The organism is Serratia sp. 4542, assembly GCF_016805595.1.
Lineage (GTDB): Bacteria > Pseudomonadota > Gammaproteobacteria > Enterobacterales > Enterobacteriaceae > Serratia > Serratia nevei.
In genome coordinates this window covers 204,254-230,624 of the sequence record NZ_RXKV01000016.1, presented here as the reverse complement: position 1 = coordinate 230,624, position 26,371 = coordinate 204,254, and the positions used below count along the sequence as shown (strand labels likewise).

Here is a 26,371-nt window from a genome sequence, read left to right as displayed (position 1 = left end):
GCGCCCCTTTATATTGCCGCCAACACCCCTTTGGCGATCTGCAGATCCTGAATCGCCAGCCCGGTAAGATCGGCGATGGTGATGTGCTGCGGCTCGCTTCGCAACCGCCCGCCCTGCGCCAAGAGGGCGCCCATTTCGACGATTGGCGTTGAAGTGAGCCTGTTTTGCCGATAAGCCGTCGCGATCTCGCCATAGTCAGCACATTGCGCCAGCGCATCGACCAGCAGCGCGTCCGCATTGGCCACCAGATCGGTCGCCAGCTCCTGCTTGCCTGGCGCGTCGGCGCCCACGGCGGTGATGTGCGTGCCGGGCCGGATATCCGCCGCCTGCAAGATCGGTTCGCGGCTGGGCGTGGTGGTCACGATCAGCTGACAGTGCGCCGCCAGCTCCGCCGCGTCCTGCGTGGTCAGCACCCGAAAACCTTCTGCCTCGGCATCGCGCCGATACGCCGCCAGCGCCTGTTCGTTGCGGCCCCACACCCACACCTTGCGGCAATCGGTCACCGGTTTCAGGCATTGCAGCTGTAGCCGCGCCTGCAGGCCGGTGCCGACCATGCCGATCGCCTGAATATGCGGCGGCGCGCACAGCTCGGCGGCGATGCGGCCGGCCAGTGCGGTGCGCAGCGCGGTCAGCCAGCCCTCATCCTGCAGCAGCGCCCGGGGTTCGCCGGTCTGGGCGGAGAACGCCATCACCAATCCCTGATTGCTGGCCAGGCCGCGTTCGGCGTTGCGATAGAAACCGGCGGACACCTTGACCACGAACAGCTCGTCGCCTTCCAGCCAGGCGGATTTGATGCAGCAATCGCCGGCGGCCTGTTCGAACAGGAAATGCTGCACCGGCGGCTGTTGCACCTGCCGCTGCGAATAGGCGATAAACCCCTGCTTCAGCAGCGCGGTTATGGCCTCGGCGTCGAACGCGGCGAGGATTTGCTGCTGATTAAGGATGCGCATCGGCGATGGCCTTAAGGTATTTCTCCAGCACGATATTTTTGCCGCACAGCACCACCGCCACTTTTTTCCCCTGATATTCCGGCGCCAGTTTGATCGCCGCCGCCAGCGCCACGCCGGCCGCGCCTTCGATAATCCACCGATCGCTGGCGGCGATCCGGCGCATCGCGTGTTTGATCTCTGCCTCGCTGACCAGCACTTTACGGTCGATCAGCTGTTGGCACAGGGGAAAGGTCACGGCACCCGGCTCGACGCCGCCGGCGGTGCCGTCGGACAGCGTTTCTTGCTCTTCCACCGGGAAGATATGGCCCGCTTCCAGCGCGCTGTACATGCTGGTGGCGTTTTCCGGCCAGCAGGCGATAAGCTGCGTGTTCGGCGACAATTGCCGCAAAACGGTGCCGATACCGGCGATATAGCCACCACCGCCCACCGCCACGAACACGGCGTCCAGACCGGTGAGCTGTTCAATCAGCTCCATGCCGCAGGTGCCCTGGCCGGCGATCACCTGCTCGTCGTTATACGGCGAAATATAGGTTTTTCCCTGTTCGCGGGCGGCCTGTTCCCCGGCCAGTTCGGCGTTCAGCGCATCGCCCGGCACCAATTCCACGGTGCCGCCCAGCGCGCGGATGGTGTCTAGCTTGATGCTCGCGGCCGTCTCTGGCGCATAAACCGTGACGCCAACGCCCATCAGCTGCCCCGCCAGGGCGACCGCCTGGCCGTGGTTGCCGGTTGAGGCGGCAATCACGCCGCGCCGGCGTTGCTCGCTATCCAGCAACCGCAGCTTGTTGCTGGCGCCGCGAAATTTAAAGGAGCCGGTGTGCTGCAGATGGTCGCATTTCAGATACAGCTCGCAGCCGAGCTGCTGCGAAAGCAGCACGCTGCGCTCCAGGGGCGTGACCCGTACCTGAGGGCGCAGTTGCTGATGGGCAGAAACAATGGCATCGAAGAGGGGATTCATACCGGCTCCGTAATATTTTGGACTTAAAAATCCAGTTTGTACTTTTTTGTATTGATTGTAAACCCCGTCGCCCGACCGCCGGGCAACCCGGCCCGCCAGCGGCAACGGCCGGGGAAGAGCATCGCGTTGGCGTTGAAAATAATCATTAACCTGTCGTTTAGCGACACGATTTTTTATTTATTTGCGTTAAGGAAGGTGCTGCCGCTGACTTATTTTGATGAAGGAAATGAGAATGAAAAAAATAGCGCTCGCGGCATCCGCCTATACGGCATGGGCGCCGTTGAGTTTCGCCGCCAGGAATGCGAACGCCTAATCGGCCGCTTATTTCCTGCCGACGCCGTCGTTTGGCTTAAATGATAAGACGCTGAAAAATAATTGCGTCATTTCGAACCGAAAAATCCTCCCGCCTTACCCGCGCAGGCCATGTGAAACGCAGTCGCCGATCCGGTAAGATGGCGACTCAGTGCCGGCATGCGCAGGAGAACCGCCATGAGCCATCGGGAAAAACAACTGACTTTCGACCCTCGCGGGCATCAGTTAACCAATATCAACGTCTGGACGCCGGACAGCCAATGGCTGGCTTATGACGTGCGCCCGCGCGGCGCCTCTTTCACCGGTCTGAGCATCGAGCGGGTCAACGTCGCCAGCGGCGCGGTGGAGGTGGTTTATCGCGCCCAGCACGGTGCCCACGTCGGCGTGGTCACGGTCAGTCCCGATGCGCCGGCGCGCTATGCCTTTATCCACGGTCCGGAGCACCCGGACAGCGCCTGGCAGTATGATTTTCACCACCGCCGCGGGGTGATCGTCAGCGAACCGGATCGCGAGTTGGCCATCACCCTCGACGCGCTGGATATCACCGCTCCCTACACGCCCGGCGCGCTGCGCGGCGGAAGCCATGTGCACGTTTTCAGTCCGGACGGCAGCCGCCTCAGCTTTACCTACAACGACCACGTCATGCACGAACGCGATCCGGCGCGCGACCTGCGCAACGTCGGGGTGGCCGTGCCGCTGCACGGGGTCAATCCGCCGAAACAGCACCCGCGCGAGTATGACGGTAGCCACTATTGCGTGCTGGTCAGCGAGACGGTGCCGCAGCCGCAGTCGGGCAGCGATCAGATCAATCGCGCTTACGAAGAAGGCTGGATCGGCCGCGAGGGTTACCGTAAGGCCGACGGCAGCCGGCAGCGCTGGGCGCTGGCGTTCATCGGCGATACGCTGTCCGCCGCCGGCGAGAAGCTGCCGGAGGTGTTTATTGTCGATCTGCCGGAGAACGATGCCGATTACGCCAGGGCGGGCGCTTTGCCGCTGCAGGGGACGGAAAGCGAGTTGCCGGCGCCGCCGCAGGGCGTCAGGCAGCGGCGGGTAACCTTTACCGGCGATCGTCGTTATCCGGGCATTGCCGGTGCGCCGCGCCATTGGCTGCGCAGCTCGCCGGACGGCAGCCAAATCGCATTTTTGATGAAGGACGACGGCGGCGTGGTGCAGCTGTGGACGGTGTCGCCGAACGGCGGGGAGCCGCGGCAGGTGAGCCGCAGCGAGCATGACATCCAGTCAGCGTTCAGCTGGCACCCGCAGGGCGGGGCGATTGCCTTGGTGTGCGACAACAGCGTGATGCTGTGCGAGGTCGCCGGCGGCCGCCTGCAGCGTTTAACGCAGCGCAGCGCGCAGCCGCCGTCGGCGGATGCCGTGGTGTTTTCACCGGATGGCAAGAAAGTGGCGTTTATGCGCGAGATAGCGGGGTTCAACCAGATCTTTGTGGTTGAGGTGTAAGGCGGGCCTGGCGGCCCGCTGCGTGCGCGATTAGTGGGTGGCGGTGCTGTCGTTGCCTTCGCCGGGATTGCCGGTTGCCGCCAGATTCTGCTGCTCGCTGCGCAGGATGCGCGCTTTTGGCGAGTCTGCGGTGGCGTCGTTGCCGGAACGCAGATAGTCGTAAGGCAGCAGTACGGTGTCCATCACTGCGGAAAACGGCAGATCCAGCGCCACCAGCGGCATCATCGCCCAGCTGGTGTTGTCGTCCTTCAGCATGTCCACGCTGGCGCGGGTGCCGGGGTAGTAACCCTGATTCGGGCCAGTATGGCTCATCACGCTGGAGCAACCGCTGGTCGCCAACAACATGCAGCCCGTCGCTATCGCTTTCATCGTCGTCATTAATCCATCCTGCAGGGTTGCTGTTCCCCTAAATTAAGCTGATTTATAACATCCTGTTGCTGCTTTTAAAGAAGCAAAATCCCGCTCTGTGGCGGCTCTCTCACTTTAGTGTAAGTGGTAAAAAAACTTTCGCCTAATCGGTGCGAAGTTTTTTTGATCCTCGCCTGTTGAATTGATGAAATCAACCCCCATTTTATCATCAGAGCCGAATTGAGAATTCGCCGTAAGGGAATTCTGGCTTAATTAGCCTGTCCAGAGTGGAAGGCGTATTTATTTCAACCTCGCTGAAGTGCCTTAGGAGGCTGTTTTATGCGTAATTTTGATCTTTCCCCGCTATACCGTTCCGCCATTGGTTTCGATCGCTTGTTCAACGCGCTGGAAGCCGGTCAGAGTCAGGGCAACGGCGGTTATCCGCCTTATAATGTCGAGCTGGTGGACGAAAATCATTATCGCATCGCCATCGCGGTAGCCGGGTTTGCCGAGCAGGAGCTGGAGATCACCACGCAAGATAATCTGCTGATCGTGCGCGGGGCGCACAATAACGAACCGGCAGAAAAAACCTATTTATACCAAGGCATCGCCGAGCGTAATTTCGAGCGTAAATTCCAGCTGGCCGAACACATTCAAATTAAAGGCGCCAAACTGGAGAATGGCCTGTTGTATATCGACATGCAACGCATCGTGCCGGAAACATTAAAACCGCGCCGCATCGAAATTAAATAAATGTCCGTTTCGCCGGCAGGTACGCTGCCGGAAAATAATACCTAGCCTGCCGTCAGGGGGCTGAATAAACACATCTCGCTTAATGAAAGGAGTTGTTCCTATGCGTAATTACGATTTATCCCCGCTTCTGCGTCAGTGGATTGGTTTTGATAAATTGGCCAGTTCAATGGGGGGCCAGGAACCCCAAGGGTTCCCACCGTACAACATCGAGAAAAGCGATGACAATCACTACCGCATTTCTCTGGCGCTGGCCGGTTTCCGGCAGAGCGAACTGAATATCGAGGTGGAAGGGCCGCGGTTGACCGTCAGCGGTAAACCTACGCCGCCGGAAAAACAGGTCGAATACCTGCATCAAGGCCTGGTGTGCAAAGAGTTCCAGCTGACCTTCACCCTGGCGGAGCATCTGCAGGTGTCCGAGGCCAAATTTGAAAATGGCCTGCTGCACATCGATCTGGTGCGTCAGGTGCCGGAAGCCTTGCAGCCGCAGCGCATCGCCATCGGTGCGACGCCGGAGCTGGAAGCCAAATAACCGACTGAAAAACGGTCATCATCATGCGGGGGAGATCCAGACGGATCTCCCCCGCTGCGTTATGTGGCGCACGCCACAGTCCCCCCGTCTGTCCGATGTCATAATCCTTGTTAATTGTGTGCTTTTAACCGTGAATTCCCGTTTCAACTTTGGCAAGGATGTGACCTATGAGCGATATCGCCCTGACCGTCAGCATGTTGGCGCTGGCGGCCGTCATTGGGTTGTGGATGGGGAACTGGAAGCTGTACGGCGTCGGGCTGGGTATCGGCGGCGTGCTGTTCGGCGGCATCCTGGTCGGTCACTTCGCCCAGAGCGGGCAAATCAGCCTGAACGGGGACATGCTGCACTTTATCCAGGAGTTCGGCCTGATCCTGTTCGTCTACACCATCGGTATTCAGGTCGGCCCCGGCTTCTTCTCTTCGCTGCGCGTCTCCGGTCTGCGTCTCAACGCCTTCGCGGTGCTGCTGGTGCTGACCGGCGGCGTCGTGGCGGCGGCGGTGCACAAGCTGTTCGACGTGCCGCTGCCGATCATCCTCGGCGTGTTCTCCGGCGCGGTCACCAACACTCCGGCGCTGGGTGCCGGTCAACAAATCCTGACCGATCTCGGTTCCGATCCGGCGTTGGTGGACGGGATGGGCATGGGCTACGCCATGGCCTATCCGTTCGGCATATGCGGCATTCTGCTGGTGATGTGGCTGATCCGGCTGTTTTTCCGCATCAACATCGAGCGCGAGGCGCAGGCGTTTGAAAGCCGCCTGGGCAATCAGCGTGAGCTGCTGCACGCCATGAACGTGGCGGTGCGCAATCCCAATCTGCAGGGCATGGCGATCAAGCAGGTGCCGCTGCTCAACGGTGAAGCGATCGTCTGTTCGCGCCTCAAACGCGGGGAGCTGCTGATGGTGCCGGCGCCGCACGAGCGGCTGGAGCTTGGCGACTACCTGCATCTGGTGGGCAAACGCGAAGATCTGGAAAATGCCCGGCTGGTGATCGGCGAAGAGGTGGACGCCTCGCTGTCGACGCGCGGCACCGCGCTGCAGGTGGTGAGGGCGGTGGTGACCAACGAGCAGGTGCTGGGCAAGAAAATCCGCGATCTGAACCTGAAGCAGAAGTATGACGTGGTGATTTCACGCCTCAACCGCGCCGGCGTGGAGCTGGTGGCCGGCAGCAACGTGACGCTGCAGTTCGGCGACATTCTCAACCTGGTCGGTCGACCGGAGGCCATCGACGCGGTGACGGCAATCGTCGGCAACGCCCAACAAAAACTGCAGCAGGTGCAGATGCTGCCGGTCTTTATCGGCATCGGGCTCGGGGTGCTGCTCGGCTCCATTCCGCTGTTCGTGCCCGGCTTCCCGGCGGCATTGCGGCTGGGGTTGGCCGGCGGGCCGCTGGTGGCCGCGCTGATCCTGGGGCGCATCGGCAGCATCGGCAAGCTGTATTGGTTTATGCCGCCGAGCGCCAACCTGGCGCTGCGCGAACTGGGCATCGTGCTGTTTCTGGCGGTGGTTGGATTGAAGTCGGGCGGCAACTTCATCGATACGTTGTTGCACGGCGAGGGGCTGACGTGGGTCGGGTACGGCGCGCTGATCACCGCCATTCCGCTGCTGAGCGTCGGTATTCTGGCGCGCACGGTGGGCAAGATGAACTACCTGACGCTGTCCGGCATGCTGGCGGGATCGATGACCGATCCGCCGGCGCTGGCCTTCGCCAACGGTCTGCATCCTACCAGCGGCGCCGCTGCGCTGTCTTACGCCACCGTGTATCCGCTGGCGATGTTCCTGCGCATCATGTCGCCGCAGCTGCTGGCGGTGCTGTTCTGGACGCTGTAACGCTGCCCGACTACAGCCGGTAAGGCATTAACACGCCGTTGTCAGTGCCAAAATCTTTGGGGTTGCGGGAGATGAGCGTCCGGAACCCCACCTGCGCGGTGGCCCAGATAATGGCGTCCGGCAGCTTCACATGCTGTGAGTGGCGTAGTTCTACGGCGCGTTCGGCAACTTCATCGGTAATAGGCAGCAGCAGGAATTGCCCTAAAAACTGGCGCGTTTTCAGCTCCAGCGCCGGCCCCTGTTTTTTGGCACCCACCATCACTTCCATCCAGGTGATGGCGCTAATAGCCGGGTTGATGTGGTATTCGGTCAGAACGTCTTTGGCTTGAGGAATGCCGTTGAGATAATCGATCAGGATATTGGTGTCGAATAGCGCCCGTTGAACCACCATTATTCCCACTCCTCGCGCTGACGATTTTCGTAGTCTACGCCATCGCCCATCGCCCCGGACCAGAGCCCGAAAGCATTGCTGGGATCTTCAACGTGGTTCTCCGTCAGATAACGGGAGACGGCCTGACGGATGATTTCGGCCCGGGGAACGTGGCGGATATTTTTCAAATTGTCGAGCTGCCGCAGGTCTTCTTCAGGTAAATCGATCACGATGCGGGTCATCGCTAGCCCTCCAAAAAAAAGATATACGATATATGCATCGTATATCTTTATCGGTCGATTTTCAATCAGCTGGCGTTAGCCTTCCTGATGCGCGCGTTCGATCTCTTCCGCCAGGATCGCTACGCCGCGCTCGATTTTCTCCGGGTCGGGCACGTAGTTCATGCGCATGCACTGGTGGGTGTGCGGCCAGTCGTGCTCCAGCCCCGGGAAGAAGTAGTGGCCCGGCACCATCAGCACGCCGCGCTTTTTCAGGCGCTGATACAGCACTTCGGTGGTGATCGGCAGATCCTTGAACCACAGCCAGAGGAAGATAGCCCCTTCCGGTTTGTGGATCAGGCAGCGCTCCGGCGACAGGTAGCGGCGGATAATCTCGATGGTGTGCTCGACGCGCTGTTTGTAGAACGGGCGAATCACCTCGTTCGACAGGCGCAGCAGATCGCCGCGCGCGATCATTTCCGTCGCCATCGCCGGCCCCATGCTGCCCGGCGACAGGCTGATGATGCCGTTCATGTTGGTCAGCGCGGTGATCACCTTCTCGTCGGCGATCACGATGCCGCAGCGCGAGCCCGGCAGGCCGAGCTTGGACAGACTCATGCACAGGATGGTGTTCGGGTTCCACAGCGGCGTGGCGTCGCTGAAGATGATGCCGGGGAACGGCACGCCATAGGCGTTGTCGATCACCAGCGGAATATCGCGCTGCTGTGCCAGCAGGTCGAGCTTCATCAGCTCTTCGTCGGTGATCACGTTGCCGGTCGGGTTGGTCGGCCGTGAAACGCAGATCATGCCGATGTCGTCGCCGATGGTGAGGTGTTCGAAATCAACGTGATACTTGAACTGGCCATCCGGCAGCAGCTCGATGTTCGGCTTGGCGGAGACGAACAGCCCTTCGTCCAGCCCGGCGTCGGCATAGCCGATATATTCCGGCGCCAATGGGAACAGCACGCGGCGGCGCGAACCGTCGGCATAGCGGCCGGCGAACAGGTTGAACAAGTAGAAAAACGCGCTTTGGCTGCCGTTCGTCAGTGCAATATTCTGTGGCGAAATCTCCCAGCCGAGCTCGTCGCGCAGCAGATTGGCCAGCGCTTTCAGCAGCGCGTCCTTGCCTTGCGGGCCGTCGTAGTTGCACAGCGCTTCAGACAGTTTGCCCTGATCGAGCATCTCCTGGCACAGCTGTTTAAAGTAGGCTTCCATCTCTGGGATCTGCGCCGGGTTGCCGCCGCCGAGCATGATGGCACCGGGGGTGCGCAGGCCTTCGTTCAGGTCGTCCATCAAACGGGTAATGCCCGCATAACGGGTAAATTTTTCGCCGAAAAGTGAGAAAGTCATAGGTGCAGCAGTACTGTTTCTTAGCAGGTAATCCCCCACCATACCGCCAGACAAATCCCGCTGCAATGCGGCCGACAAATCGACCAATGGGCACAAACTTCGCCCATTGGCCGATTGGTAGCATATTACACTGGATTATTGTGACCGTTCGCCGGCCCACACCACCATCACCTTATCGTCGCCGAGCCGGCGGCTGAAGGCGTAGTAGGCGGCGTGCGGCTGCGGGGTTTGCACGCCGCCGCCGATCGCCGGGTGGCGAGCGCGGAACTGCCCCAACCGTTGCCAGTGGGCCAGCAGCGGGGCTTTTTCTCCCAGCAGCTCACGCCAGTTCATGTCGGAGCGGGTGCCCTGCAGCGGATCGGAACCGGTTGGGCCGAGCGGGCGGCCGCTTTCATCGCCGTAGTAAATCTGCACCGCGCCCGGCGCCAGCAACAGCAGGTTCGCCGCCCGCTGTTGCAGCGGCAGCGAGCCTTTGGCGTCGCTGGCGAAGAACAGCCGGGTGTCGTGCGAAGAGAGGTAGCTCAGCACGTTGAAATCCTGCAGCCGCTCGGCCATCTGCCGGTAGGTGGCATCGATGTCGGCAAAGCAGCCCAATGCCTGCGCCGCCTGGTCCTGGAAGTCGAAGTTGATCATCGCGTCGAAGCCGTTTTGGTAATAGTCGCTTTTCATCACCCCGTGGCCCCAGGCCTCGCCGGTCATCCAAAACGGCGCGTCATCCAGCGCCTGCTGCGGGTGCTCCGCTTTCCACGCCGCCAATGCCGCCGTGGCGCGCTGCTTCAACAGCGCCAGCGTCGGTTTTTCCACGTGCTTGGCGGTATCGACGCGAAAACCGTCGATGCCGTAATCGCGCACCCACTGGCTGAGCCAGACGGTCAGGTAATCGCGGGTGGTGGCGCCGGGCATGTCGCGCGCGGCGGTGTCGGGTTTGTGGCGATAGAACAGCGGCAGGCCGCTGGCGCCGGGCGCTTCGGTTTTGATGTCCGGCAGGAAGGCCAGCGACATTGTCAGGTCATCATAGCCCGGTGAGTCATAGTCGCCGATGTCGGTGCGGATCCAGTTTTTCCCCCACCATTGGCGCCAGCCCGCTTTGTCGCTGAAGTTGATGTAGTCGTTGAAGCTGTGCCAGTTTTGCCCCGGTCCGGGGCGCCAGTCGCTCCAGTTTTTCCCCAGGGTTTTCTCCACCTCTGTACCTTGCAGATACAGCGAGCCGAAGTGGAACGTCTGCATATCCGCCAGCGTGGCGTAGCCGACGTGGTTCACCACCACGTCGAACAGAATGCGAATGCCGCGCCGATGCGCTTGCTCGACCAGCGTGCGCAGCTCCTGTTCAGTGCCCATGTTGGCGTCGAGGCGAGTCCAGTCCAGCGCGTAATAGCCGTGATAGGCGTAATGCGGGAAATCGCCTTTGGTGCCGCCGCCAACCCAGCCGTGGATCTGCTCCAGCGGCGAGCTGATCCACAAGGCGTTGACGCCCAGCTGCTGCAGATAATCCAGCTTCTGCGTCAGGCCGGCCAGATCGCCGCCGTGAAAGGTGCCAATTTCCTGCAGGCCGTCGCTGCGGCGCCCGTAGCTGTGGTCATTGGCCGGGTTGCCGTTCTCAAAGCGATCGGTCAGCACGAAGTAGACCGTGGCGTTATGCCAGCTGAACGCCGCCGGTTTCGCCGTGGCGGCGGATTCCAGCAGCAACAGGCCGCCGCTGGCGGCGGCGGGCTGCAGCGTGATTTTCCCCTGGCTCACCTGCGCCGTTTGGCCGGAATAGAAATCGCGCAGCGTTTCGCCTTCGGCGAAGGTGGAGGCGACGTCGACTGTGACCGGCTTGCCGTCCCAGCGCGGGCAGCTGCGGACGGCAACGGCGGTGCTTTCCGGCGCGCTGCTCAGGCTGAGCTGCAGCGTCGGCGTGCCGCTGCGGGTGTCGATGCGCACCTGATAATCGCCGGCGCGGAACTGCCGCCAGTTGACCGGCGGGTGAGTGCCGCAGGGCTGCAGCGACAGCGTCTGGTTAAGCTTCACCGCCTCGGCCGGCTGCCAGCAGTGGTTATCCTGATACAGCCGCAGCGGCAGCTGGCCTTTGGGCAGCGCGGCCTGGCTGGCGAACAACCCGGCGGCCGTTTCGTCGAAGGCCGGGAAGCCCGGCAGCGTCCAGCCGGCCAGCGCCGAAGGCGACAGCAGCATCAACAAGGGCAGGGGTAACAGTTTCATGGCTCTCCTTACGCGCGGCAGGAAGCGTTTTTTCGCAGGGTAGCGCCCAGTGTGGCAAACGGTGGAAAAATGGCCTCCTCCCTGCGGGGGTTTTTCGGGGAGGAGAGGAAGGGCGGAGCGTTTTCGGATTGATTCGGCTTGGCTTTGCGCGCGCGCTGCGGCAGATTAAACGATGAACATCAAAGGAGGTTAGCGATGACGGACAAAAACTGGCGAGAAGAGATCGTTCAGGCAATTCAGGATGCCGAATTGCAGCACTTTGCCGAAGAACATCAGCTGCAGGCGTTGTTCGCGCCGCAGCAGGAAGAGCAACACGGCCGGTTATCTGCAGACCACCGGCCGCGCTGAGTTATTTCCGCAACAGCTGCGGGTTGACGCAGTTTTCTTTCACCGTGCCGGTCAACGCGGCGATCAAATTATCCACCGCGCAGGCGGCCATGCCGTAGCGCGTTTCATGGGTGGCGGAGCCGATGTGCGGCAACGCCACCACGTTCGGCATGCTGAGCAGCGGCGAGTTGGCCGGCAGCGGCTCTTTCTCGAACACGTCCAACCCGGCGGCGTGGATCACGCCGTTTTGCAGCGCTTCGATCAGCGCCTGCTCATCCACCACCGGCCCGCGGCCGGCGTTGATCAGAATGCCGCTTTTCTTCATTTTCGCCAGCTGATCGCGGCCGATCATGTGGAAGGTTTGTTCGGTCAGCGGCAGCGTGATGCAAACGAAATCCGACTCGGCCAGCAGGGTATCCAGATCGCAGCGGCGCGCGTTAAAGCGCTGTTCCGCCTCTTCATGCGTGCGGCGGGCGTTGTACAGCACCGGCATGCCGAAGCCGAAATGCGCGCGCTGCGCCAGCGCCAGGCCGATACGCCCCATGCCGAGGATGCCGATGGTTTTATGGTGCACGTCGACGCCGAACCAGTCCGGCCCGATGCTGCCGCGCCATTCGCCGGCCTTCACCCGCTCGGCCACTTCCACCACCCGGCGCGCGGTCGCCAGCACCAGGCTCATGATGGTGTCGGCGACGGTTTCGGTCAGCACCGTCGGGGTGTGCATCAGCAGCACGTTATGGGCGTTGAGCGCCTCGACGTCGAAGTTGTCGTAGCCGACGGAAACGGTCGAGGCCGCGCGCAGTTTGGGTGCCTGCTGCAGGAAGGCTTCGTCAATTTTACCGCCGGAACCGATGATCCCTTCGGCCTGCTGCAGCGCCTGGCGCAGGTCGTCGCGGTTCTCCGGCTGCAGGCCGTTGAAGGCGTGCACGGTGAAGTGCTGTTCCAGACGTTCACGCAGATCGGCAGGCAGGCTTTTGTACAATACGATAGAAGGCTTCATCACGAACTCCAGCTGGGCCAAAGGGGGCATGGCGCCCCCCCGGTTGGGTTAACAGATAAAAGTATAACCGGATCAAGCCAATTGCGGCTGGATCTCGTTGCGGGCGGGTTTGACGATCAGCGTCAGCACCACCGCCACCACCAGTGCGATGGCCATAAACATGTAAGAGGCCGCCGGGCTGCCGGTGGCGCCATTCAGATAGCCGACGAACCATGAACCGAAGAACGACCCCAGCGCGCCCATGCTGTTGATCAGCGCCATGGCGCCCCCGGCGACGTTTTTCGGCAGCATTTCCGGAATGATGGCGAAGAATGGCCCGTAGGGGGCGTACATCGCGGCGCCGGCGACCACCAGCAGGCCGTAGGAGATCCAGAAGTGGTTGGTGCCCACGGCGTAAGAGCCGAAGAACGCCAGCGCGCCGATCAGTAGCAGCGGCCAGACGAACAGCTTGCGGTTTTGCATTTTGTCCGACGCCCAGGAGACCACGATCATGGCGATGGTCGCCGCCAGGTAAGGCACCGCCGACAGCCAGCCGGCTTCCACCATGCCCATCTGCATGCCGCTGCGCAGGATGGAAGGCAGCCACAGCACGAAGCCGTACACGCCGATGCTCCAGGCGAAGTACTGCACGCACAGCAGGATCACGTTGCGCGAACGGAAGGCTTCGCCGTAGTTGCGCACGGCCTTGATGCCTTTCTGCTCTTCGTCCAGCTGCTGTTGCAGCGCCAGTTTCTCCTCGGCGCTCAGCCAGCCGGCCTGCGCCGGTTTGTCTTTCGCCAGCACCCACCAGCAGAACGCCCAGATAACCGCCGGAATGCCCTCGATGATGAACATTTCGCGCCAGCCGAAAGCGTGAATGAGATAACCGGACACCACCGACATCCACAGCACCGTTACCGGATTGCCGAGGATCAGGAAAGTATTGGCGCGTGACCGTTCCGATTTAGTGAACCAGTTGCTGATGTAGATCAGCATCGCCGGCATCACTGCCGCTTCCACCACGCCGAGGATAAAGCGGATGGCGGCCAACATCGGGATATTGCTGACCACGCCGGTCAGCGAGGCGCAGCCGCCCCACAGGATCAGGCACCAGAAGATCAATTTTTTGACGCTGCGGCGTTCGGCGTAGATGGCGCCGGGAATTTGGAAGAAGAAATAACCGAGGAAAAACAGCGCACCCAGCAGCGAGGCCATGCCTTTGGTGATGCCGAGATCTTCATTGATGCCGGCGGCAGAGGCGAAGCTGAAGTTGGCGCGATCGAGATAGGCCAGGCTGTAGGTGATAAACACGATGGGCATGATGTACCACCAGCGTTTGGCCGCGACAGTCGCTTTGTTCATGTTCAGTATCCTTCAGTGGTGTTGCATCCCCTTCGCCCGGCACGCTGGGCATGCAAGACAAAGGGGCAGATGCTCTCCCGACGCGTCCCGGTTGTAGGGCCAGAGGCTGACGTCATGCGGAGAAGTCGTTTTTTTTTATTGTTATTCGGCCAGCGCCGCGCGGGTTGGCAGGCCTTCGCTGTCGCCGATGGCCTGGATCGCCAGCGAACCGATTTTGTTGCCGCGCTGCACCGCCTGTATCAGCGTTTTTCCTTCCAGCAGGGCGCTGAGGGTGCCGACGGCAAAGCCATCACCGGCACCGACGGTATCCACCACGTTGTCGACCTTCACTGCGGCCACTGCCGCCTTGTCACCGGCGGCGGTTTTAAACCAGGCGCCGTCCGGGCCGGTTTTGATGATCACCGCCTGCACGCCGCGTTCCAGATAGAAATCGGCGATGCCTTCCGGCGTCGATTGGCCGGTGAGGATCTGCCCCTCTTTCAGCCCCGGCAGCACCCAGTCGGCGGCGAATGCCAGCTGGTTCAGCTGCTCGATCATCACCTCGCGGCTAGGCCACAGCACCGGACGCAGGTTGGGGTCGAACGAAATGGTTTTGCCCATGGCGCGCATTTCGCGCGCCGCATGGTGGCACAGGGCCAGCGACTCGCTGGACAGCGCCGCTGCAACGCCGCTCAGGTGCAGGTGGCGTGCGGAACCGAAATACTCACGGTCGAAATCGGCGACCGACAGGTGGCTGGCCGCCGAGCCTTTGCGAAAGTATTCCACGCTGGGATCGGTACCATCGGTGGTTTTGGATTTCACCTGAAAACCGGTGGGATAGTGGCCGTCGACCGTCACCTGCCGGTAGTTGATGCCTTCTTTTTTCAGCTGCTGCAGGGTGAAGCGGCCGAACGAATCGTTGCCGACGCGGCTGACCCAGCCGACGTTCATGCCCAGACGCGCCAGGCCGATCGCCACGTTTAGTTCGGCGCCGGCGATGCGTTTGGTGAAGGTTTCCACCTCCGCCAAATCGCCGGTTTGCGCCGCCACGAACATCGCCATGGCTTCGCCCAGCGTGACCACATCCAGGGGCGCCTGCTGCGCCGTCGTTGCCGTTAACGTTGTCATCATGAGGTTACTCCGCACGCAAGATATTGACGTAATGGCGGGTGACGGCTTCCAGATCATCGCCCTGCAACGGGAATTCGATGCCGCGCGGCGCATCGTGCGGCAGGCGGGCCAGCAGATCGCGCCAGCTGCCGTCGGTATCGTCCAGCGCGACGGCGCGCCAGCCGCGCGGGCCTTGGGTGGCGGCTTTGACGTGCACGTAACCGACGTGGCGGGCCAGGCGTTCGGCGGCGGCGAAGGCGTCTTGCCCCACCCACAGCCAGTTGGCCATATCGAAGGTCATGCTGACCGGCAGGTGGCTATCTTCCGCGGCGTGGAAAAAGGCGTTCAGCATCGACAAAATGCCGCAGTCCGGCGTCTGATCGTTTTCGACCACCAGTTTGACCGGGTGCTGCTCCAGCGCCACTTTCAGCTCGGTAAAATCGAAGCCGGGGCGGAAATGGCCGAGGGACAACTTCAGCCGGCGCGCGTTCAGCGCCTGCGCTTCCGCCAGCAGCGCCGGCAGGTTAGGGTTCAGCGTATGTTGCGGGGTGAACAGCGCCTCAGGGGCGGAGTAGACGGCGAACAGCTGCTGGCGATCGATCTCTTGCGCCAGGGCCGGCAGGCTGTCCAGTTCGCCGGCGGCGAACAGTTCGCGGCGGATCTCGACCCCGTCGGCGCCTGCGCCGGCGATGATGGGCAACAGCGCGCGCTGGCCGCCGTGTTGTTTGACGGTATCGGTGCCGTAGGCGCCGGTGACCACGATGATTTCTGTTTTCATTTTGACTCCTGAGGCGGCATTGTCGCCGCCGCTGCTGTTACCGGTACGTTAAATGGAACCGGTTCCAGCGGAAAGCGACAGAGTGTAAAAATATGATCGCAATCACGAAGCTGAGCAAAAAACAGCCGATGAGGGCGGGGCGGGCAACGGCCCCGGAGAAGGCGGGTTAGCGGGTGGTGGAGCCGCGGACGATCAGCTCGCCGGAGAACATCTGCTCGCCGCTGGGGGCAGCCAGGCCCTGAATGCGCTGCACCAGCCGCTCCAGCGCCGCGTGCCCCATTTGGTAGGTGGGCTGTTTCAGCGTGGTGATGCCGACGCCCGCCAGCTCCGCCCACTCCAGCTCGTCGAAGCCCAGCAGGCCGATGTCGTTGCCCCACTGAATGCCGAGCCGGCGCATGGCGCGCGCCACCTGCAGCGTCAGGGCGCCGTTAGCGGAGATCACCGCCTTGCGCATGCCGCGATGGCGGCCGCTGAAATCGCTCAGCACCTGCTCCAGCTTCTGCCGATCGTTGAGCGGCGTTTCGGCCTGCTCCGCCAACAGCGTGGGGTGCTGCGCCATGGTGTGTCTGAAAGCGTGCAGGCGTTCGAGACGGGTATTGACCGTACCGAGCGGCTCGCTGAGGAACAGGATCGCTTCGAAACCTTGTTGCAGCAAATGTTCGGTGGCGACGGTGGCGGCTTCGCGGTTGTTCAGGCCCACCACGTCGCAGGCGAAGTCGGGAATTTTGCGGTCGATCAGTACCATCGGCAGCATCGACTGTTGCAGCGTGGATAACGCTTCCTCGCGCATGCCGACCGCGTTGACCACGATGCCTTCCACCCGGTAACTGCTGAGCAGCTGCAGGTAGTGCTGTTCCTGATTGACTTCGTTGTTGGTGTTACACACCAGCAGGGTAAAGCCGTGCTGGCGGCAGGCGGCCTCGATGCCGCGCATCACGTCCACCGAATAGGGGTTGGTGATATCGGCGAGGATCAGGCCGATCAGGCGGGTCTGGCCGCCCTTCAGGCTGCGCGCCATCTGGCTTGGCCGGTAGTCGAGCTGCCGGATCGCCTGTTCGATACGCTGTTTGAGATCGTCGGAAAGCAGGTGTTGTTCACCATTCAGATAGCGCGACACGCTGGTCTTGCCGGTTTTGGCGATGCTGGCCACATCGCTGATGGTGGCGCGCCCTGAGGCGCGCGTTGCCTTGACAGTGCTCACAGCCGATCCCTCCTGCGGTTAATTGCCAAGGAGACTACCATACCCGATGTGCGGGCGGGAGTATTGAAGGGTAAGGAGAAAATCGCAGGGAGGCGGCGGGGCGCCGGTTGCGCGCCCCGCACGGGATTACTGCAGCGGGCTGAGGGTGATCTCGACGCGGCGGTTTTGCGCCTTGCCTTCCGCGGTGCTGTTGGAGGCGATCGGGTTGTCCGGGCCGGCACCGGTGGTGCGGATACGGTTTGCCGCCACGCCCTGGGTGATCAGCGCGCTGGCTACGCCGTCGGCGCGCTGCTGCGACAGGTTCATGTTGAGCGAGCGGGAGCCGGTGCTGTCGGTGTAGCCGACAACGTTGACCGCGGTTTTCGGGTACTCTTTCAGCACCATGGCGACGCCGGTCAGGGTGTTGGCGCCCGCCGGTTTCAGCGTGGCGCTGCTGCTGTCGAAGGTCACGTTGTTCGGCATGTTCAGCACGATGTTGTCGCCCTGGCGGGTGACGCTGACGCCGGTGCCTTTCATCTTGTCGCGCAGTTTGGCTTCCTGCACGTCCATGTAATAACCTGCGCCGCCGCCCAGTGCCGCACCGGCCGCCGCGCCGATCAGCGCGCCCTTGCCGCGATCTTTCTTGGAAGAGGACAGCACGCCGACACCGGCGCCCAGTGCGGCCCCGAGGCCTGCGCCGATGCCGGATTTGCCGACTTCGGATTCGCCGGTGTATGGGTTAGTGGTACAGGCCGACAGTGTGAGCGCTACGCTCACTGCGCCGGCAATAATTGCAATGCGTTTTTTCATGTTCTTGTCCTTAATGGCATCAAAATCTGTACGCGCCTGCCCAAAACGGGGGCGCAAAAAATAGACGACGCAGGTGGGGCCCGCGTCACCGCGCTACTATGACGCGTTGACTCGCCGGCAGTTCCGGAGAAAAACGTGACAAATGATGAGCGCGGGGAAGTGCTGGGGGGAGTTATGCGACAAAACGCCGGGCGGCGCTATGCAGCGGATTCCTAATTGCGCGCATCCGGGGTGCGGATGCGCCTTTTTTAAGTCTAATGGGTTGAATTTTCGACTGCCGACCAGTTCATGATCAGCGTATAGGCCTGGGTTTCTTCATTGAACAGGCGCTGCGTCACCTGAAAGCCGTGCTTGTGGTAGAACGCGCAGGCACGCAGGTTCTGCTGGTACACCTCCAGGCTGAGCCGGCGGTAGCGCTGCTGCACGTACGTCATCAGCGCCTGGGCGACGCCGCGGCCGTGAAACGCCCGATCGACAAACAGCGCGCCGATGAACTGCTCGTCCAGCACGCTGATAAAGCCGACGATCTCGTCGTGATGCCAGCAGGCCCAGCTTTGCGCGCGCGGCAGGTAGTTTTCCCGCACCAGCGCGGCGCTCTCACGCCAGTACTTTTCCGCCACGAACGGATGGGCGGCGATGGTGCTGGGCAGCCACAGCGCCATCAGCCGTTCGATATCCTCCGGGCCACAGGGGCGGATCACCGTGGCTTTGGGTAGCAGATGCACCCCGTCAGATGATCGTTCACCAGCCCGCTGGCCTGCATGAAGGCGTAACAAATGGTGGAGCCGATAAACTTGAAGCCGCGCTTTTTCAGCGCCTTGGACATGGCGTCGGACTGTTCGGTTTTGGCCGGCACCTGGTTCAGCGCCTGCCAGCGATTGAGCTGCGGTCGGCCGCCGACGAAGTCCCAAATGAAGGCGACGAAATCTTCGCCGGCCGCTTCCATCGCCAGATAGGCTTTGGCGTTGGTGATGATGGCTTCTATTTTGCCGCGGTGGCGGATGATGCCGCTGTCCTGCAGCAGGTTTTCCACGTCCTCTGTGGTCATGGCGGCGACACGCTGCGGATCGAAACCGTGGAAAGCGCGACGGTAATTCTCGCGCTTTTTCAGAACGGTGATCCAGGAAAGGCCGGCCTGTTGCCCCTCCAGACACAGCATTTCAAACAGTTCGCGCGCGTCGGTGGTGGGCGCGCCCCATTCCTTGTCGTGATACTCGAGATACAACGGATCGGCCGTCACCCAACCGCAACGTTCGTCTGCCATCCTGACTGTCCTTATGCTGTGTTTATGAACAGTAATCATCGCTCGTAGCGCCGAACTTGGCAAGCCTCTGATTGTTTTGTCATCAGCCCGCTTGACGTGACGAAAAAGCCGACAATAGTTACTACATGGCCGGTGGAAAACCGGTCAACGATAAAAACGACATTGCCTTCATTTGCAGGCTCTCAGGAGTCGATTCATGCCTCTAAAAATAACGTGCATGCCCCGCCCGGCGGCGCTTGCAGTGGCGCTACTTTGCAGTGTGACCCTACCGGCTCAGGCGTACGATCAACTGTACGTCTTTGGCGACAGCCTGAGCGATACCGGCAACAACGGCCGGTTCACCTATGACAGCAACCAGCACTTGCTGTACGACGAAGCGTTGGCGCAACGCATCGGGGCGGCGCTGGTGGCTTCGGACAACGGCGGTGAAAACTACGCCGCCGGCGGCGCCGTGGCGGTGCCGGGCCTGAACCCGGTCGACAACACCCAGGATCAGGTGCAGCGCTACCTGAACCGGGTCAATGGCCAGGCCGACGGCGACGGGCTGTATATTCATTGGATCGGCGGCAACGATCTGGCGGCGGCGGCGCTGAATGCCGCTACCGCGCCCGGCGTGGCCTATAACAGCGCTGCGGCCGCCGCCGCGCAGGTGCATTCGCTGCTGAACGCCGGCGCCGGCACGGTGATCGTGCCAACGGTGCCGAACATCGGCTCCACGCCGCAGCTGATGGAATTGATCATTCAACAGGCGCTGTCGCCGGTGCAGGGGGCGGCGATCCAGGCGGCCTATGCCACGCTTAATTCGGTGGCGACGCCGGACAACGCTTCACGCACGCAGGCGATCCACGCGGCGTTGGCCGCCGCGGCGAAGCAGGGCAGCGCCATTCCTCAGGTGCAGCAGGCGATCGCCGCGCAGCTTATCGCGGCGTATGACAGCCTGAGCGCGCAGGCCGCCCAGCTGACCGATTTCTATAATCAAAGTGAAGACCGTCTGCTGGCGCAGGGCGGCGGCAATATCGTGCGGGTGGACGTCAACAAGCTGTTCGCCGAAGCGATCGCCAATCCGGCGCAGTTCGGCTTCGCCAACACCGCCGGTATGGCTTGCCCGCCGGGCGTTTCCTCGGCGGTTTGCCGTTCCGATATGCCCGGCTTCGACGCCAGCCAGTCCTATCTGTTCTCCGACCATTTCCACCCCAGCCCGCAGGCGCACCTGCTGATTGCGGATTATATCCAGGCGGTGTTGGATGGCCCGGCGCAGGTGGTGGCACTGAATCAGGCGACCGCGGCGATGGCGCGCGACAGCCGCGCCACGCTCGACAGTCGCTTCCAGCAGCTGCGCAATGGCGACAACCCGCAGGGCTCGCTGGGCGTGTTCGGCGGTTACGCCGGCCAGCACTACGACTATGCCGATAACCGGGCGGCGGGGGACGGCAATGCCACGACCCATAACCTGACCGTCGGCGTGGACTATCAGCTGACCGACGGTTGGTTAATCGGCGCGTTGATCGCCGGTTCCAACGACGATCAGCATCCTTCCAGCCGCTTTGATTACAAGGCGCGCGGGCTGCTGCTGTCGGCCTTCAGTTCGCTGGCGCTATTCGAGCATGGCTGGGTCAACGCCGATCTGCACTATGCGACGATGGATTATGACGACATCCGCCGCAGCATGCGGCTGGGGCCGCTGACGCGCACCGAAACCGGTTCGACCACCGGCAAGCAGTGGGGCGCGCGCGTGACCGCCGGCTATGACTTCCCGATTACTTCTTACCTGACCACCGGGCCGGTCGCGCAGTTCGCCTGGGATTACAGCCGCGTTTCCGGCTACGGTGAAGATGGCGATGACAGCACCGCCATGCACTTCAACGATCAAACTTACCACTCGCAGATCGGCGCGCTGGGTTGGCGGCTGGATACGCAATTCGGCGTGTTTAACCCTTATGCGGAAGTGAGTTATCAGCATCAGTTCGGCGACGACGTCTACCGCGCCGGCGGTGGCCTGAAATCGACGCAAACCTCGTTCACCCGCGACAGTGCGGGCCAGGACAAAAACTGGGTGGATGTCACGCTGGGGGCCAACATGCCGTTGACGGACAGGGTATCGGCCTTCGCCACCGTGTCGCAAACCGGCGGGCTGAGCAGCGGCGAGCAGTTTATGTATAACGTCGGCGTCAGCGCGCGTTTTTGAATTGGCCATCGGCGCGCTCAACGGCGCAGGAGAAGCCATAAGGGCTGTAAGCGGGGGGCGGCCTGGCGTGAATTATGCGGGCCGCAATGACGTTGGCGGAAATACAAAAAAAAACTGATCCTATGAAAGGATCAGGTAGCCACTTGGCCAACACCAGGGAAAATTTTATTTATTATTGTATAATCAAAGATTAACTGTCAATTTGTTTCTGTGGCCCGTTTGCGCCGTATTTCATCCCTGACCTTCCCTTCATACCCAGAGCCTCGGTCCGCCGTGCGCTATCGCCTTATTTTTCACGTTCATAAGAAATAATCTGGCACTTGATCACATTATCTCTCGGTGAGGGGAGTTTTTTAGTTGATAAAATTAACAAAAATAACATTGGCGCAACTTTATCTTGTGGCAAATATAAGGATATGCGTACGTAAATCAGCCTGAATTTGGCCGGCGAGGGGCGATATCGCGTTCAGCTAATTGCTTATTTAAACGGCGGTGAGTGATATTTTTGTTAAGCTCATCTAATGGATTTGGCGGCGTCACGCCTTTCAGGCCGGCTCGTGGATGGCGAGGGGGCCGGCCGGAGCGCTGTGTCTTCACGCTGCGGCCGACGTGTGAAAATCCAGCGCTTCTCGCCCCGATTCGCACTTGTTGCCGGATTCTGGCTGTATATCTTACGGTCAAAGGGTATACTGGCCCATTCCATCTAAATCCACTTGTATCGCGTGCGAATTCAACATGCAAAAGTTTGATACCAAGACCTTCCAGGGCCTGATCCTGACACTGCAGGATTATTGGGCGCGCCAGGGCTGCACCATCGTTCAACCATTGGACATGGAAGTCGGCGCGGGAACCTCACACCCGATGACGTGCCTGCGCGCACTGGGGCCGGAGCCGATGGCCGCCGCCTATGTGCAGCCATCCCGCCGCCCGACCGACGGCCGCTACGGCGAAAACCCGAACCGTCTCCAGCACTACTACCAGTTCCAGGTGGTGATTAAGCCGTCGCCGGACAACATTCAGGAACTCTACCTGGGCTCGCTGAAAGAGCTGGGTCTGGATCCGACCATCCACGACATTCGCTTCGTGGAAGACAACTGGGAAAACCCGACGCTCGGCGCCTGGGGCCTGGGTTGGGAAGTGTGGCTGAACGGCATGGAAGTGACGCAGTTCACCTACTTCCAGCAGGTCGGCGGCCTGGAGTGCAAGCCGGTGACCGGCGAGATCACCTACGGCCTGGAGCGCCTGGCGATGTATATCCAGGGCGTGGACAGCGTGTACGATCTGGTGTGGAGCAACGGCCCGCTGGGTGTTACCACCTACGGCGACGTGTTCCACCAGAACGAAGTGGAGCAGTCCACCTACAACTTCGAATACGCCGACGTCGACTTCCTGTTCTCCTGCTTCGAGCAGTACGAGAAAGAAGCCCAATCGCTGCTGGCGCTGGAAAAACCGCTGCCGCTGCCGGCCTACGAACGCATCCTGAAGGCGGGCCATACCTTCAACCTGCTGGACGCGCGCAAGGCGATTTCGGTGACCGAGCGTCAACGCTACATTCTGCGCATCCGCACGCTGACCAAAGCCGTTGCCGAAGCCTACTACGCTTCCCGCGAAGCGCTGGGCTTCCCGATGTGCAACAAGAAGAACGAGAACTAAGAGGCAGCCATGACTCAACAGACTTTCCTGGTGGAAATCGGCACGGAAGAGCTGCCGCCGAAGGCGCTTCGTTCCCTGGCGGAATCTTTCGCCGCCAACTTCACCGCCGAGCTGGACAACGCCGGCCTGGAACACGGTGACGTGAGCTGGTTCGCCGCACCGCGTCGCCTGGCGCTGAAAGTGGCCAACCTGAGCGCGGCGCAGGCCGATCGCGAAATTGAAAAACGCGGCCCGGCGATCGCCCAGGCGTTCGACGCCGAAGGCAAACCGAGCAAAGCGGCCGAAGGCTGGGCGCGCGGCTGCGGCATCACCGTCGATCAGGCTGAACGCCTGGTGACCGACAAGGGCGAGTGGTTGATGTACCGCGCCCACGTCAAAGGCCAGTCGGCGCAGCAACTGCTGGCCGGCATGGTCAGCACCGCGCTGGCTAAACTGCCGATCCCGAAACTGATGCGTTGGGGCGACTCCGACGTGCAGTTCGTGCGTCCGGTACATACCGTCACGATGCTGCTGGGTGCCGATCTGATCCCAGGCACCGTGCTGGGCATCGACTCTGCGCGCACCGTGCGCGGCCACCGCTTCATGGGCGAAGCCGAGTTCACCCTCGACAACGCCGACCAATACCCGCAGATCCTGCTGGAGCGCGGCAAAGTGGTTGCCGACTATGAAGCGCGTAAAGCCCTCATCAAGCGCGATGCCGAGCTGGCGGCGCAGAAGATTGGCGGCAAGGCCGATTTGAGCGACAGCCTGCTGGAAGAAGTGGCCTCGCTGGTGGAATGGCCGGTGGTGCTGACCGCCAAATTCGAAGAGAAATTCCTGGCGGTGCCGGCGGAAGCGCTGGTGTACACCATGAAGGGCGACCAGAAGTATTTCCCGGTGTATGACGCCGCGGGCAAACTGCTGCCGAACTTTATCTTCGTGGCCAACATCGAGTCGAAAGACCCGCAGCAGATCATCTCCGGTAACGAGAAGGTGGTGCGTCCGCGCCTGGCCGACGCCGAGTTCTTCTTCAACACCGACCGCAAGAAACGCCTGGAAGACAACCTGCCGCGCCTGGAAACCGTGCTGTTCCAACAGCAGCTGGGCACCCTGCGCGACAAAACCGACCGCATTCAGGCGCTGGCGGGCTGGGTTGCCGGCCAGATTGGCGCCGACGTCAACCACGCCACCCGCGCGGGCCTGCTGTCGAAGTGCGACCTGATGACCAACATGGTGTTCGAATTCACCGACACCCAGGGCGTGATGGGCATGCACTACGCGCGCCACGACGGTGAGGCGGAAGACGTCGCCGTTGCGCTGAACGAGCAGTATCAGCCGCGCTACGCCGGCGATGCGCTGCCGCAGTCGCTGGTGGCCTGTTCCCTGGCGATCGCCGACAAGATGGACACCCTGGCCGGCATCTTCGGCATCGGGCAGCATCCGAAAGGCGATAAAGACCCGTTCGCGCTGCGCCGCGCCGCACTGGGCGTGTTGCGCATCATCGTCGAGAAAAACCTGCCGCTGGATCTGCAGACCCTGACCGAAGAGGCCGTGCGCCTGTACGGCAGCAAGCTGACCAACGCCAAGGTGGTCGACGAGGTGGTGGAATTCATGCTGGGCCGCTTCCGCGCCTGGTATCAGGAAGAAGGCCACGCGGTCGATACCATTCAGGCGGTGCTGGCGCGCCGTCCGACCAAGCCGGCCGACTTCGACGCGCGCGTCAAGGCGGTGTCTCACTTCCGTACGCTGGAAGCGGCGGCGGCGCTGGCGGCGGCCAACAAACGCGTCTCCAACATTCTGGCCAAGTCTACCGAAACGCTGAACGACAGCGTGTGTGCTTCGGTGCTGAAGGACGCGGCGGAGATCCAGCTGGCGACTCATCTGGTGGTGCTGCGCGACAAGCTGCAGCCGTACTTCGCGGCGGGCAACTACCAGGAAGCGCTGGTGGAGCTGGCTGCGCTGCGCGAGCCGGTGGATGCGTTCTTCGATAACGTGATGGTGATGGCGGACGATGCGGAAGTGCGCGTGAATCGCCTGACGCTGCTGAGCAAGCTGCGTGAACTGTTCCTGCAGGTGGCGGACATCTCCGTGCTGCAGTAAGCGATTCTCTGCTGTGAAAAGGCGCCTGCGGGCGCCTTTTTTATTTCCGTTTCCTGGGCGCGAAGGCAAGGTCGCCTGGCGACTTGGGGGGCGACTTGGGGAAATTGAAGCGTCCGGTCGCCGACGGCAATGAACCTCAGTGCGTTTTGCGCACAATTTTCAACCGCATCCGGCCGGGGCAATGCTCATCGCAAGCGGAATCGCGTATCGGAACGCCGCCAGTTGATCTATTCTTATAGGCGCACGGAGTGCGCAAAAAGGGGCGGAGTCCAATGAAAAAGCAGGTTTATAACAGGAGTTATGTCACATGGCGGTAGGGATCCAGAGCAGAGGTTTCGCGCGTTGGTTGGCACCGGTATTGGCATTGTTGGTGGTCATGCAATTGACCGCCTGCGGCGATAAAGAGCCGGAACAGCGCAAAGCATTTATCGATTACTTACAGAATACCGTGATGCGCAGCGGGGCGAACATCCCCACGCTGAGCGAAGACCAGAAACAGAAGTTCGGCAACTATGCCGGTGATTACGCGATTTTGGTCGGTTTTTCTCAGCAGTTGTCCAAATCGGTCGGCGCCAGCCTGACCCCGGCGCTGGATCAGATTAACCAGATCCGCACCGCGCAGGACTACCTGAACAAACGTGATGCGCTGCAGCAATCGGTCGGGGCGTTGAACCTGTTGGGCCAGCAGATCCAGTCTGCCAAATCGCAGGCGGATACCGCCCGCGCGGCGCTGAAGCAGCCCGACGATCTGAAGGCGGTGTACAACCAGGCCTATGACAAGATTGTCACCGCACCGGCCAACGCCCTGATGCCGGCGATCCCGACCACCGCCAGCTTCGTGCAGGATCTGGTGCAGGTTGGCGATTTCCTGCAGAGCCAGGGCAATCAGGTCAGCTTCAACAACAACGGCGTGCAGTTCCGTACCGCGCAGCAGGTGGCGCAGTACAACACCATGATGTCGAATCTGGTGGCCAAACAGCAGAACCTGGTAAACGCGCAGAAAGCCATTCAAAGCGTGACGCAATAACGCCTCCACGCACGCAGCAGGCCGGCATTGCCGGCCTGTTTTATTTCCCCTCAGCGTTTCCAATAGCTTGCTGGTTTATTGCGCAGGCTTCTGTACTACACTTCAATTAATCCATTCATTCGGCAATGTAGTTTTCTTTCATTCATCACTTCGCTAGTTCCCGGCGGGATGAGTGCTCACAGGGAAGATCAAACAGAGCGTCGCGATCGGGCGCTGCAGCCAAAAATAAATTGTGATGCTCGTCACAATTTAAAAACAAACAACCAATTTAAAAATGTGACAAATATCACGTTATTATGGGTTTCAAGGCGGTTTTTTTCTCACTGTGCTTTTTTTACACGCCATAAATGTGATCTTTGTCACTATAAAG

At 61.2% G+C, this 26,371-nt stretch carries 25 protein-coding genes; 10 read left to right on the top strand and 15 right to left on the bottom strand.

The features are described from left to right. Positions 1 to 8: 8 nt before the first annotated feature. Both EKL15_RS22405 and EKL15_RS22400 read right to left on the bottom strand, forming a co-directional pair. The gene (locus tag EKL15_RS22405) at positions 9 to 950 is read right to left on the bottom strand and encodes an ornithine cyclodeaminase family protein (protein ID WP_100396615.1); all 942 of its coding nucleotides are present in this window, start codon (positions 948 to 950) and stop codon (positions 9 to 11) included. Next, the gene (locus EKL15_RS22400; protein ID WP_100396614.1) at positions 937 to 1,905 is read right to left on the bottom strand and encodes a threonine/serine dehydratase; all 969 of its coding nucleotides are present in this window, start codon (positions 1,903 to 1,905) and stop codon (positions 937 to 939) included. The genes EKL15_RS22405 and EKL15_RS22400 overlap by 14 nt, the downstream gene beginning before the upstream one ends. Positions 1,906 to 1,941: 36 nt before the next feature. Here EKL15_RS22400 and EKL15_RS22395 point away from each other — a divergent pair, with 36 nt between their 5' ends. After that, entirely contained in the window at positions 1,942 to 2,262 is a 321-nt protein-coding gene (locus EKL15_RS22395; protein ID WP_060424348.1) for a hypothetical protein, read from the top strand. Between the two features lie 132 nt (positions 2,263 to 2,394). Then, on the top strand, positions 2,395 to 3,675 hold the full coding sequence (locus tag EKL15_RS22390; RefSeq protein ID WP_060441258.1) for a DUF3748 domain-containing protein: 1,281 nt from the start codon (positions 2,395 to 2,397) through the stop codon (positions 3,673 to 3,675). A gap of 30 nt (positions 3,676 to 3,705) precedes the next feature. Here the strand turns inward: EKL15_RS22390 and EKL15_RS22385 are convergent, their stop codons facing one another. Beyond that, positions 3,706 to 4,053: a YceK/YidQ family lipoprotein gene (locus EKL15_RS22385; protein ID WP_016929593.1), complete on the bottom strand. Its 348-nt coding sequence runs from the start codon at positions 4,051 to 4,053 to the stop codon at positions 3,706 to 3,708. A gap of 309 nt (positions 4,054 to 4,362) precedes the next feature. On the opposite strand from EKL15_RS22385, the gene ibpA reads away from it, so the two are divergent. From ibpA to EKL15_RS22370, 3 genes are all read left to right on the top strand, one after another. Continuing rightward, on the top strand, positions 4,363 to 4,776 hold the full coding sequence (ibpA, locus tag EKL15_RS22380; RefSeq protein ID WP_004933919.1) for a small heat shock chaperone IbpA: 414 nt from the start codon (positions 4,363 to 4,365) through the stop codon (positions 4,774 to 4,776). Positions 4,777 to 4,876: 100 nt separating this feature from the next. Then, positions 4,877 to 5,305 carry a small heat shock chaperone IbpB gene (gene ibpB / locus EKL15_RS22375; protein WP_004933922.1) on the top strand — a complete coding sequence of 143 codons (429 nt, stop codon included), beginning with the start codon at positions 4,877 to 4,879 and terminating at the stop codon, positions 5,303 to 5,305. A 167-nt stretch (positions 5,306 to 5,472) separates the two neighbouring features. Continuing rightward, positions 5,473 to 7,131: a putative transporter gene (locus tag EKL15_RS22370; protein ID WP_084827017.1), complete on the top strand. Its 1,659-nt coding sequence runs from the start codon at positions 5,473 to 5,475 to the stop codon at positions 7,129 to 7,131. Between the two features lie 10 nt (positions 7,132 to 7,141). Here EKL15_RS22370 and EKL15_RS22365 read toward each other — a convergent pair whose 3' ends face one another. The 4 genes from EKL15_RS22365 to EKL15_RS22350 form a co-directional block, all read right to left on the bottom strand. Next, positions 7,142 to 7,522 (bottom strand): type II toxin-antitoxin system VapC family toxin, encoded by a 381-nt coding sequence (locus EKL15_RS22365; RefSeq protein ID WP_060424343.1) that lies wholly within the window; start codon positions 7,520 to 7,522, stop codon positions 7,142 to 7,144. Further along, complete coding sequence (locus EKL15_RS22360) at positions 7,522 to 7,743, bottom strand: ribbon-helix-helix domain-containing protein (protein WP_004933932.1); 222 nt, start codon at positions 7,741 to 7,743, stop codon at positions 7,522 to 7,524. Before EKL15_RS22360 ends, EKL15_RS22365 begins: the two co-directional genes overlap by 1 nt. Before the next feature lie 75 nt (positions 7,744 to 7,818). After that, positions 7,819 to 9,069 (bottom strand): valine--pyruvate transaminase, encoded by a 1,251-nt coding sequence (locus tag EKL15_RS22355; protein WP_100396613.1) that lies wholly within the window; start codon positions 9,067 to 9,069, stop codon positions 7,819 to 7,821. 135 nt (positions 9,070 to 9,204) lie between these two features. Next, a complete protein-coding gene (locus EKL15_RS22350) occupies positions 9,205 to 11,268 on the bottom strand; it encodes an alpha-amylase (RefSeq protein WP_100396612.1) in 2,064 nt (687 codons plus the stop codon). Positions 11,269 to 11,463: 195 nt separating this feature from the next. Between EKL15_RS22350 and EKL15_RS22345 the strand changes: the two genes are divergently transcribed. After that, positions 11,464 to 11,616: a hypothetical protein gene (locus tag EKL15_RS22345; RefSeq protein ID WP_019455508.1), complete on the top strand. Its 153-nt coding sequence runs from the start codon at positions 11,464 to 11,466 to the stop codon at positions 11,614 to 11,616. Position 11,617: 1 nt separating this feature from the next. On the opposite strand, the gene ghrB is transcribed toward EKL15_RS22345, so the two are convergent. The 8 genes from ghrB to EKL15_RS22305 all read right to left on the bottom strand — a co-directional run bounded on the left by ghrB (position 11,618) and on the right by EKL15_RS22305 (position 19,057). Next, complete coding sequence (ghrB, locus tag EKL15_RS22340; protein ID WP_047569939.1) at positions 11,618 to 12,595, bottom strand: glyoxylate/hydroxypyruvate reductase GhrB; 978 nt, start codon at positions 12,593 to 12,595, stop codon at positions 11,618 to 11,620. Positions 12,596 to 12,667: 72 nt separating this feature from the next. Then, complete coding sequence (locus tag EKL15_RS22335) at positions 12,668 to 13,936, bottom strand: MFS transporter (protein WP_060424334.1); 1,269 nt, start codon at positions 13,934 to 13,936, stop codon at positions 12,668 to 12,670. Positions 13,937 to 14,077: 141 nt separating this feature from the next. Next, positions 14,078 to 15,043, bottom strand: a complete 966-nt coding sequence (locus EKL15_RS22330; RefSeq protein WP_197780064.1) for a sugar kinase — start codon at positions 15,041 to 15,043, stop codon at positions 14,078 to 14,080. A gap of 7 nt (positions 15,044 to 15,050) precedes the next feature. Continuing rightward, the gene (locus EKL15_RS22325; RefSeq protein WP_060424332.1) at positions 15,051 to 15,803 is read right to left on the bottom strand and encodes a sugar phosphate isomerase/epimerase; all 753 of its coding nucleotides are present in this window, start codon (positions 15,801 to 15,803) and stop codon (positions 15,051 to 15,053) included. A gap of 166 nt (positions 15,804 to 15,969) precedes the next feature. After that, positions 15,970 to 17,004 carry a LacI family DNA-binding transcriptional regulator gene (locus EKL15_RS22320; RefSeq protein ID WP_038875990.1) on the bottom strand — a complete coding sequence of 345 codons (1,035 nt, stop codon included), beginning with the start codon at positions 17,002 to 17,004 and terminating at the stop codon, positions 15,970 to 15,972. Between the two features lie 126 nt (positions 17,005 to 17,130). Further along, positions 17,131 to 17,793, bottom strand: coding sequence for an OmpA family lipoprotein (locus EKL15_RS22315; protein WP_016929583.1), 663 nt, complete (start codon positions 17,791 to 17,793; stop codon positions 17,131 to 17,133). A gap of 254 nt (positions 17,794 to 18,047) precedes the next feature. Next, positions 18,048 to 18,494, bottom strand: coding sequence for an N-acetyltransferase (locus EKL15_RS22310; RefSeq protein ID WP_197784686.1), 447 nt, complete (start codon positions 18,492 to 18,494; stop codon positions 18,048 to 18,050). Then, positions 18,491 to 19,057, bottom strand: a complete 567-nt coding sequence (locus tag EKL15_RS22305) for a DNA-3-methyladenine glycosylase I (protein ID WP_038875986.1) — start codon at positions 19,055 to 19,057, stop codon at positions 18,491 to 18,493. The genes EKL15_RS22310 and EKL15_RS22305 overlap by 4 nt, the downstream gene beginning before the upstream one ends. A gap of 196 nt (positions 19,058 to 19,253) precedes the next feature. Here EKL15_RS22305 and EKL15_RS22300 point away from each other — a divergent pair, with 196 nt between their 5' ends. From EKL15_RS22300 to EKL15_RS22285, 4 genes are all read left to right on the top strand, one after another. Further along, entirely contained in the window at positions 19,254 to 21,242 is a 1,989-nt protein-coding gene (locus EKL15_RS22300; RefSeq protein ID WP_203090417.1) for an autotransporter outer membrane beta-barrel domain-containing protein, read from the top strand. A 735-nt stretch (positions 21,243 to 21,977) separates the two neighbouring features. Then, positions 21,978 to 22,895, top strand: a complete 918-nt coding sequence (gene glyQ, locus EKL15_RS22295) for a glycine--tRNA ligase subunit alpha (RefSeq protein ID WP_004933966.1) — start codon at positions 21,978 to 21,980, stop codon at positions 22,893 to 22,895. A 9-nt stretch (positions 22,896 to 22,904) separates the two neighbouring features. Then, complete coding sequence (gene glyS / locus EKL15_RS22290; RefSeq protein ID WP_203090407.1) at positions 22,905 to 24,974, top strand: glycine--tRNA ligase subunit beta; 2,070 nt, start codon at positions 22,905 to 22,907, stop codon at positions 24,972 to 24,974. Between the two features lie 307 nt (positions 24,975 to 25,281). Next, positions 25,282 to 26,001, top strand: a complete 720-nt coding sequence (locus EKL15_RS22285; protein ID WP_016929578.1) for a DUF3053 domain-containing protein — start codon at positions 25,282 to 25,284, stop codon at positions 25,999 to 26,001. Positions 26,002 to 26,371 lie beyond the last annotated feature (370 nt).

What these genes read in the sequence shown, in the direction of transcription:
- EKL15_RS22405 (WP_100396615.1), bottom strand. Translation starts at nt 950, where the DNA reads ATGCGCATCCTTAATCAGCAGCAAATCCTCGCCGCGTTCGACGCCGAG.
- EKL15_RS22400 (WP_100396614.1), bottom strand. Translation starts at nt 1,905, where the DNA reads ATGAATCCCCTCTTCGATGCCATTGTTTCTGCCCATCAGCAACTGCGC.
- EKL15_RS22390 (WP_060441258.1), top strand. Translation starts at nt 2,395, where the DNA reads ATGAGCCATCGGGAAAAACAACTGACTTTCGACCCTCGCGGGCATCAG.
- EKL15_RS22385 (WP_016929593.1), bottom strand. Translation starts at nt 4,053, where the DNA reads ATGACGACGATGAAAGCGATAGCGACGGGCTGCATGTTGTTGGCGACC.
- ibpA (WP_004933919.1), top strand. Translation starts at nt 4,363, where the DNA reads ATGCGTAATTTTGATCTTTCCCCGCTATACCGTTCCGCCATTGGTTTC.
- ibpB (WP_004933922.1), top strand. Translation starts at nt 4,877, where the DNA reads ATGCGTAATTACGATTTATCCCCGCTTCTGCGTCAGTGGATTGGTTTT.
- EKL15_RS22370 (WP_084827017.1), top strand. Translation starts at nt 5,473, where the DNA reads ATGAGCGATATCGCCCTGACCGTCAGCATGTTGGCGCTGGCGGCCGTC.
- EKL15_RS22365 (WP_060424343.1), bottom strand. Translation starts at nt 7,522, where the DNA reads ATGGTGGTTCAACGGGCGCTATTCGACACCAATATCCTGATCGATTAT.
- EKL15_RS22360 (WP_004933932.1), bottom strand. Translation starts at nt 7,743, where the DNA reads ATGACCCGCATCGTGATCGATTTACCTGAAGAAGACCTGCGGCAGCTC.
- EKL15_RS22355 (WP_100396613.1), bottom strand. Translation starts at nt 9,069, where the DNA reads ATGACTTTCTCACTTTTCGGCGAAAAATTTACCCGTTATGCGGGCATT.
- EKL15_RS22350 (WP_100396612.1), bottom strand. Translation starts at nt 11,268, where the DNA reads ATGAAACTGTTACCCCTGCCCTTGTTGATGCTGCTGTCGCCTTCGGCG.
- EKL15_RS22345 (WP_019455508.1), top strand. Translation starts at nt 11,464, where the DNA reads ATGACGGACAAAAACTGGCGAGAAGAGATCGTTCAGGCAATTCAGGAT.
- ghrB (WP_047569939.1), bottom strand. Translation starts at nt 12,595, where the DNA reads ATGAAGCCTTCTATCGTATTGTACAAAAGCCTGCCTGCCGATCTGCGT.
- EKL15_RS22335 (WP_060424334.1), bottom strand. Translation starts at nt 13,936, where the DNA reads ATGAACAAAGCGACTGTCGCGGCCAAACGCTGGTGGTACATCATGCCC.
- EKL15_RS22330 (WP_197780064.1), bottom strand. Translation starts at nt 15,043, where the DNA reads ATGACAACGTTAACGGCAACGACGGCGCAGCAGGCGCCCCTGGATGTG.
- EKL15_RS22325 (WP_060424332.1), bottom strand. Translation starts at nt 15,803, where the DNA reads ATGAAAACAGAAATCATCGTGGTCACCGGCGCCTACGGCACCGATACC.
- EKL15_RS22315 (WP_016929583.1), bottom strand. Translation starts at nt 17,793, where the DNA reads ATGAAAAAACGCATTGCAATTATTGCCGGCGCAGTGAGCGTAGCGCTC.
- EKL15_RS22305 (WP_038875986.1), bottom strand. Translation starts at nt 19,057, where the DNA reads ATGGCAGACGAACGTTGCGGTTGGGTGACGGCCGATCCGTTGTATCTC.
- EKL15_RS22300 (WP_203090417.1), top strand. Translation starts at nt 19,254, where the DNA reads ATGCCTCTAAAAATAACGTGCATGCCCCGCCCGGCGGCGCTTGCAGTG.
- glyQ (WP_004933966.1), top strand. Translation starts at nt 21,978, where the DNA reads ATGCAAAAGTTTGATACCAAGACCTTCCAGGGCCTGATCCTGACACTG.
- glyS (WP_203090407.1), top strand. Translation starts at nt 22,905, where the DNA reads ATGACTCAACAGACTTTCCTGGTGGAAATCGGCACGGAAGAGCTGCCG.
- EKL15_RS22285 (WP_016929578.1), top strand. Translation starts at nt 25,282, where the DNA reads ATGGCGGTAGGGATCCAGAGCAGAGGTTTCGCGCGTTGGTTGGCACCG.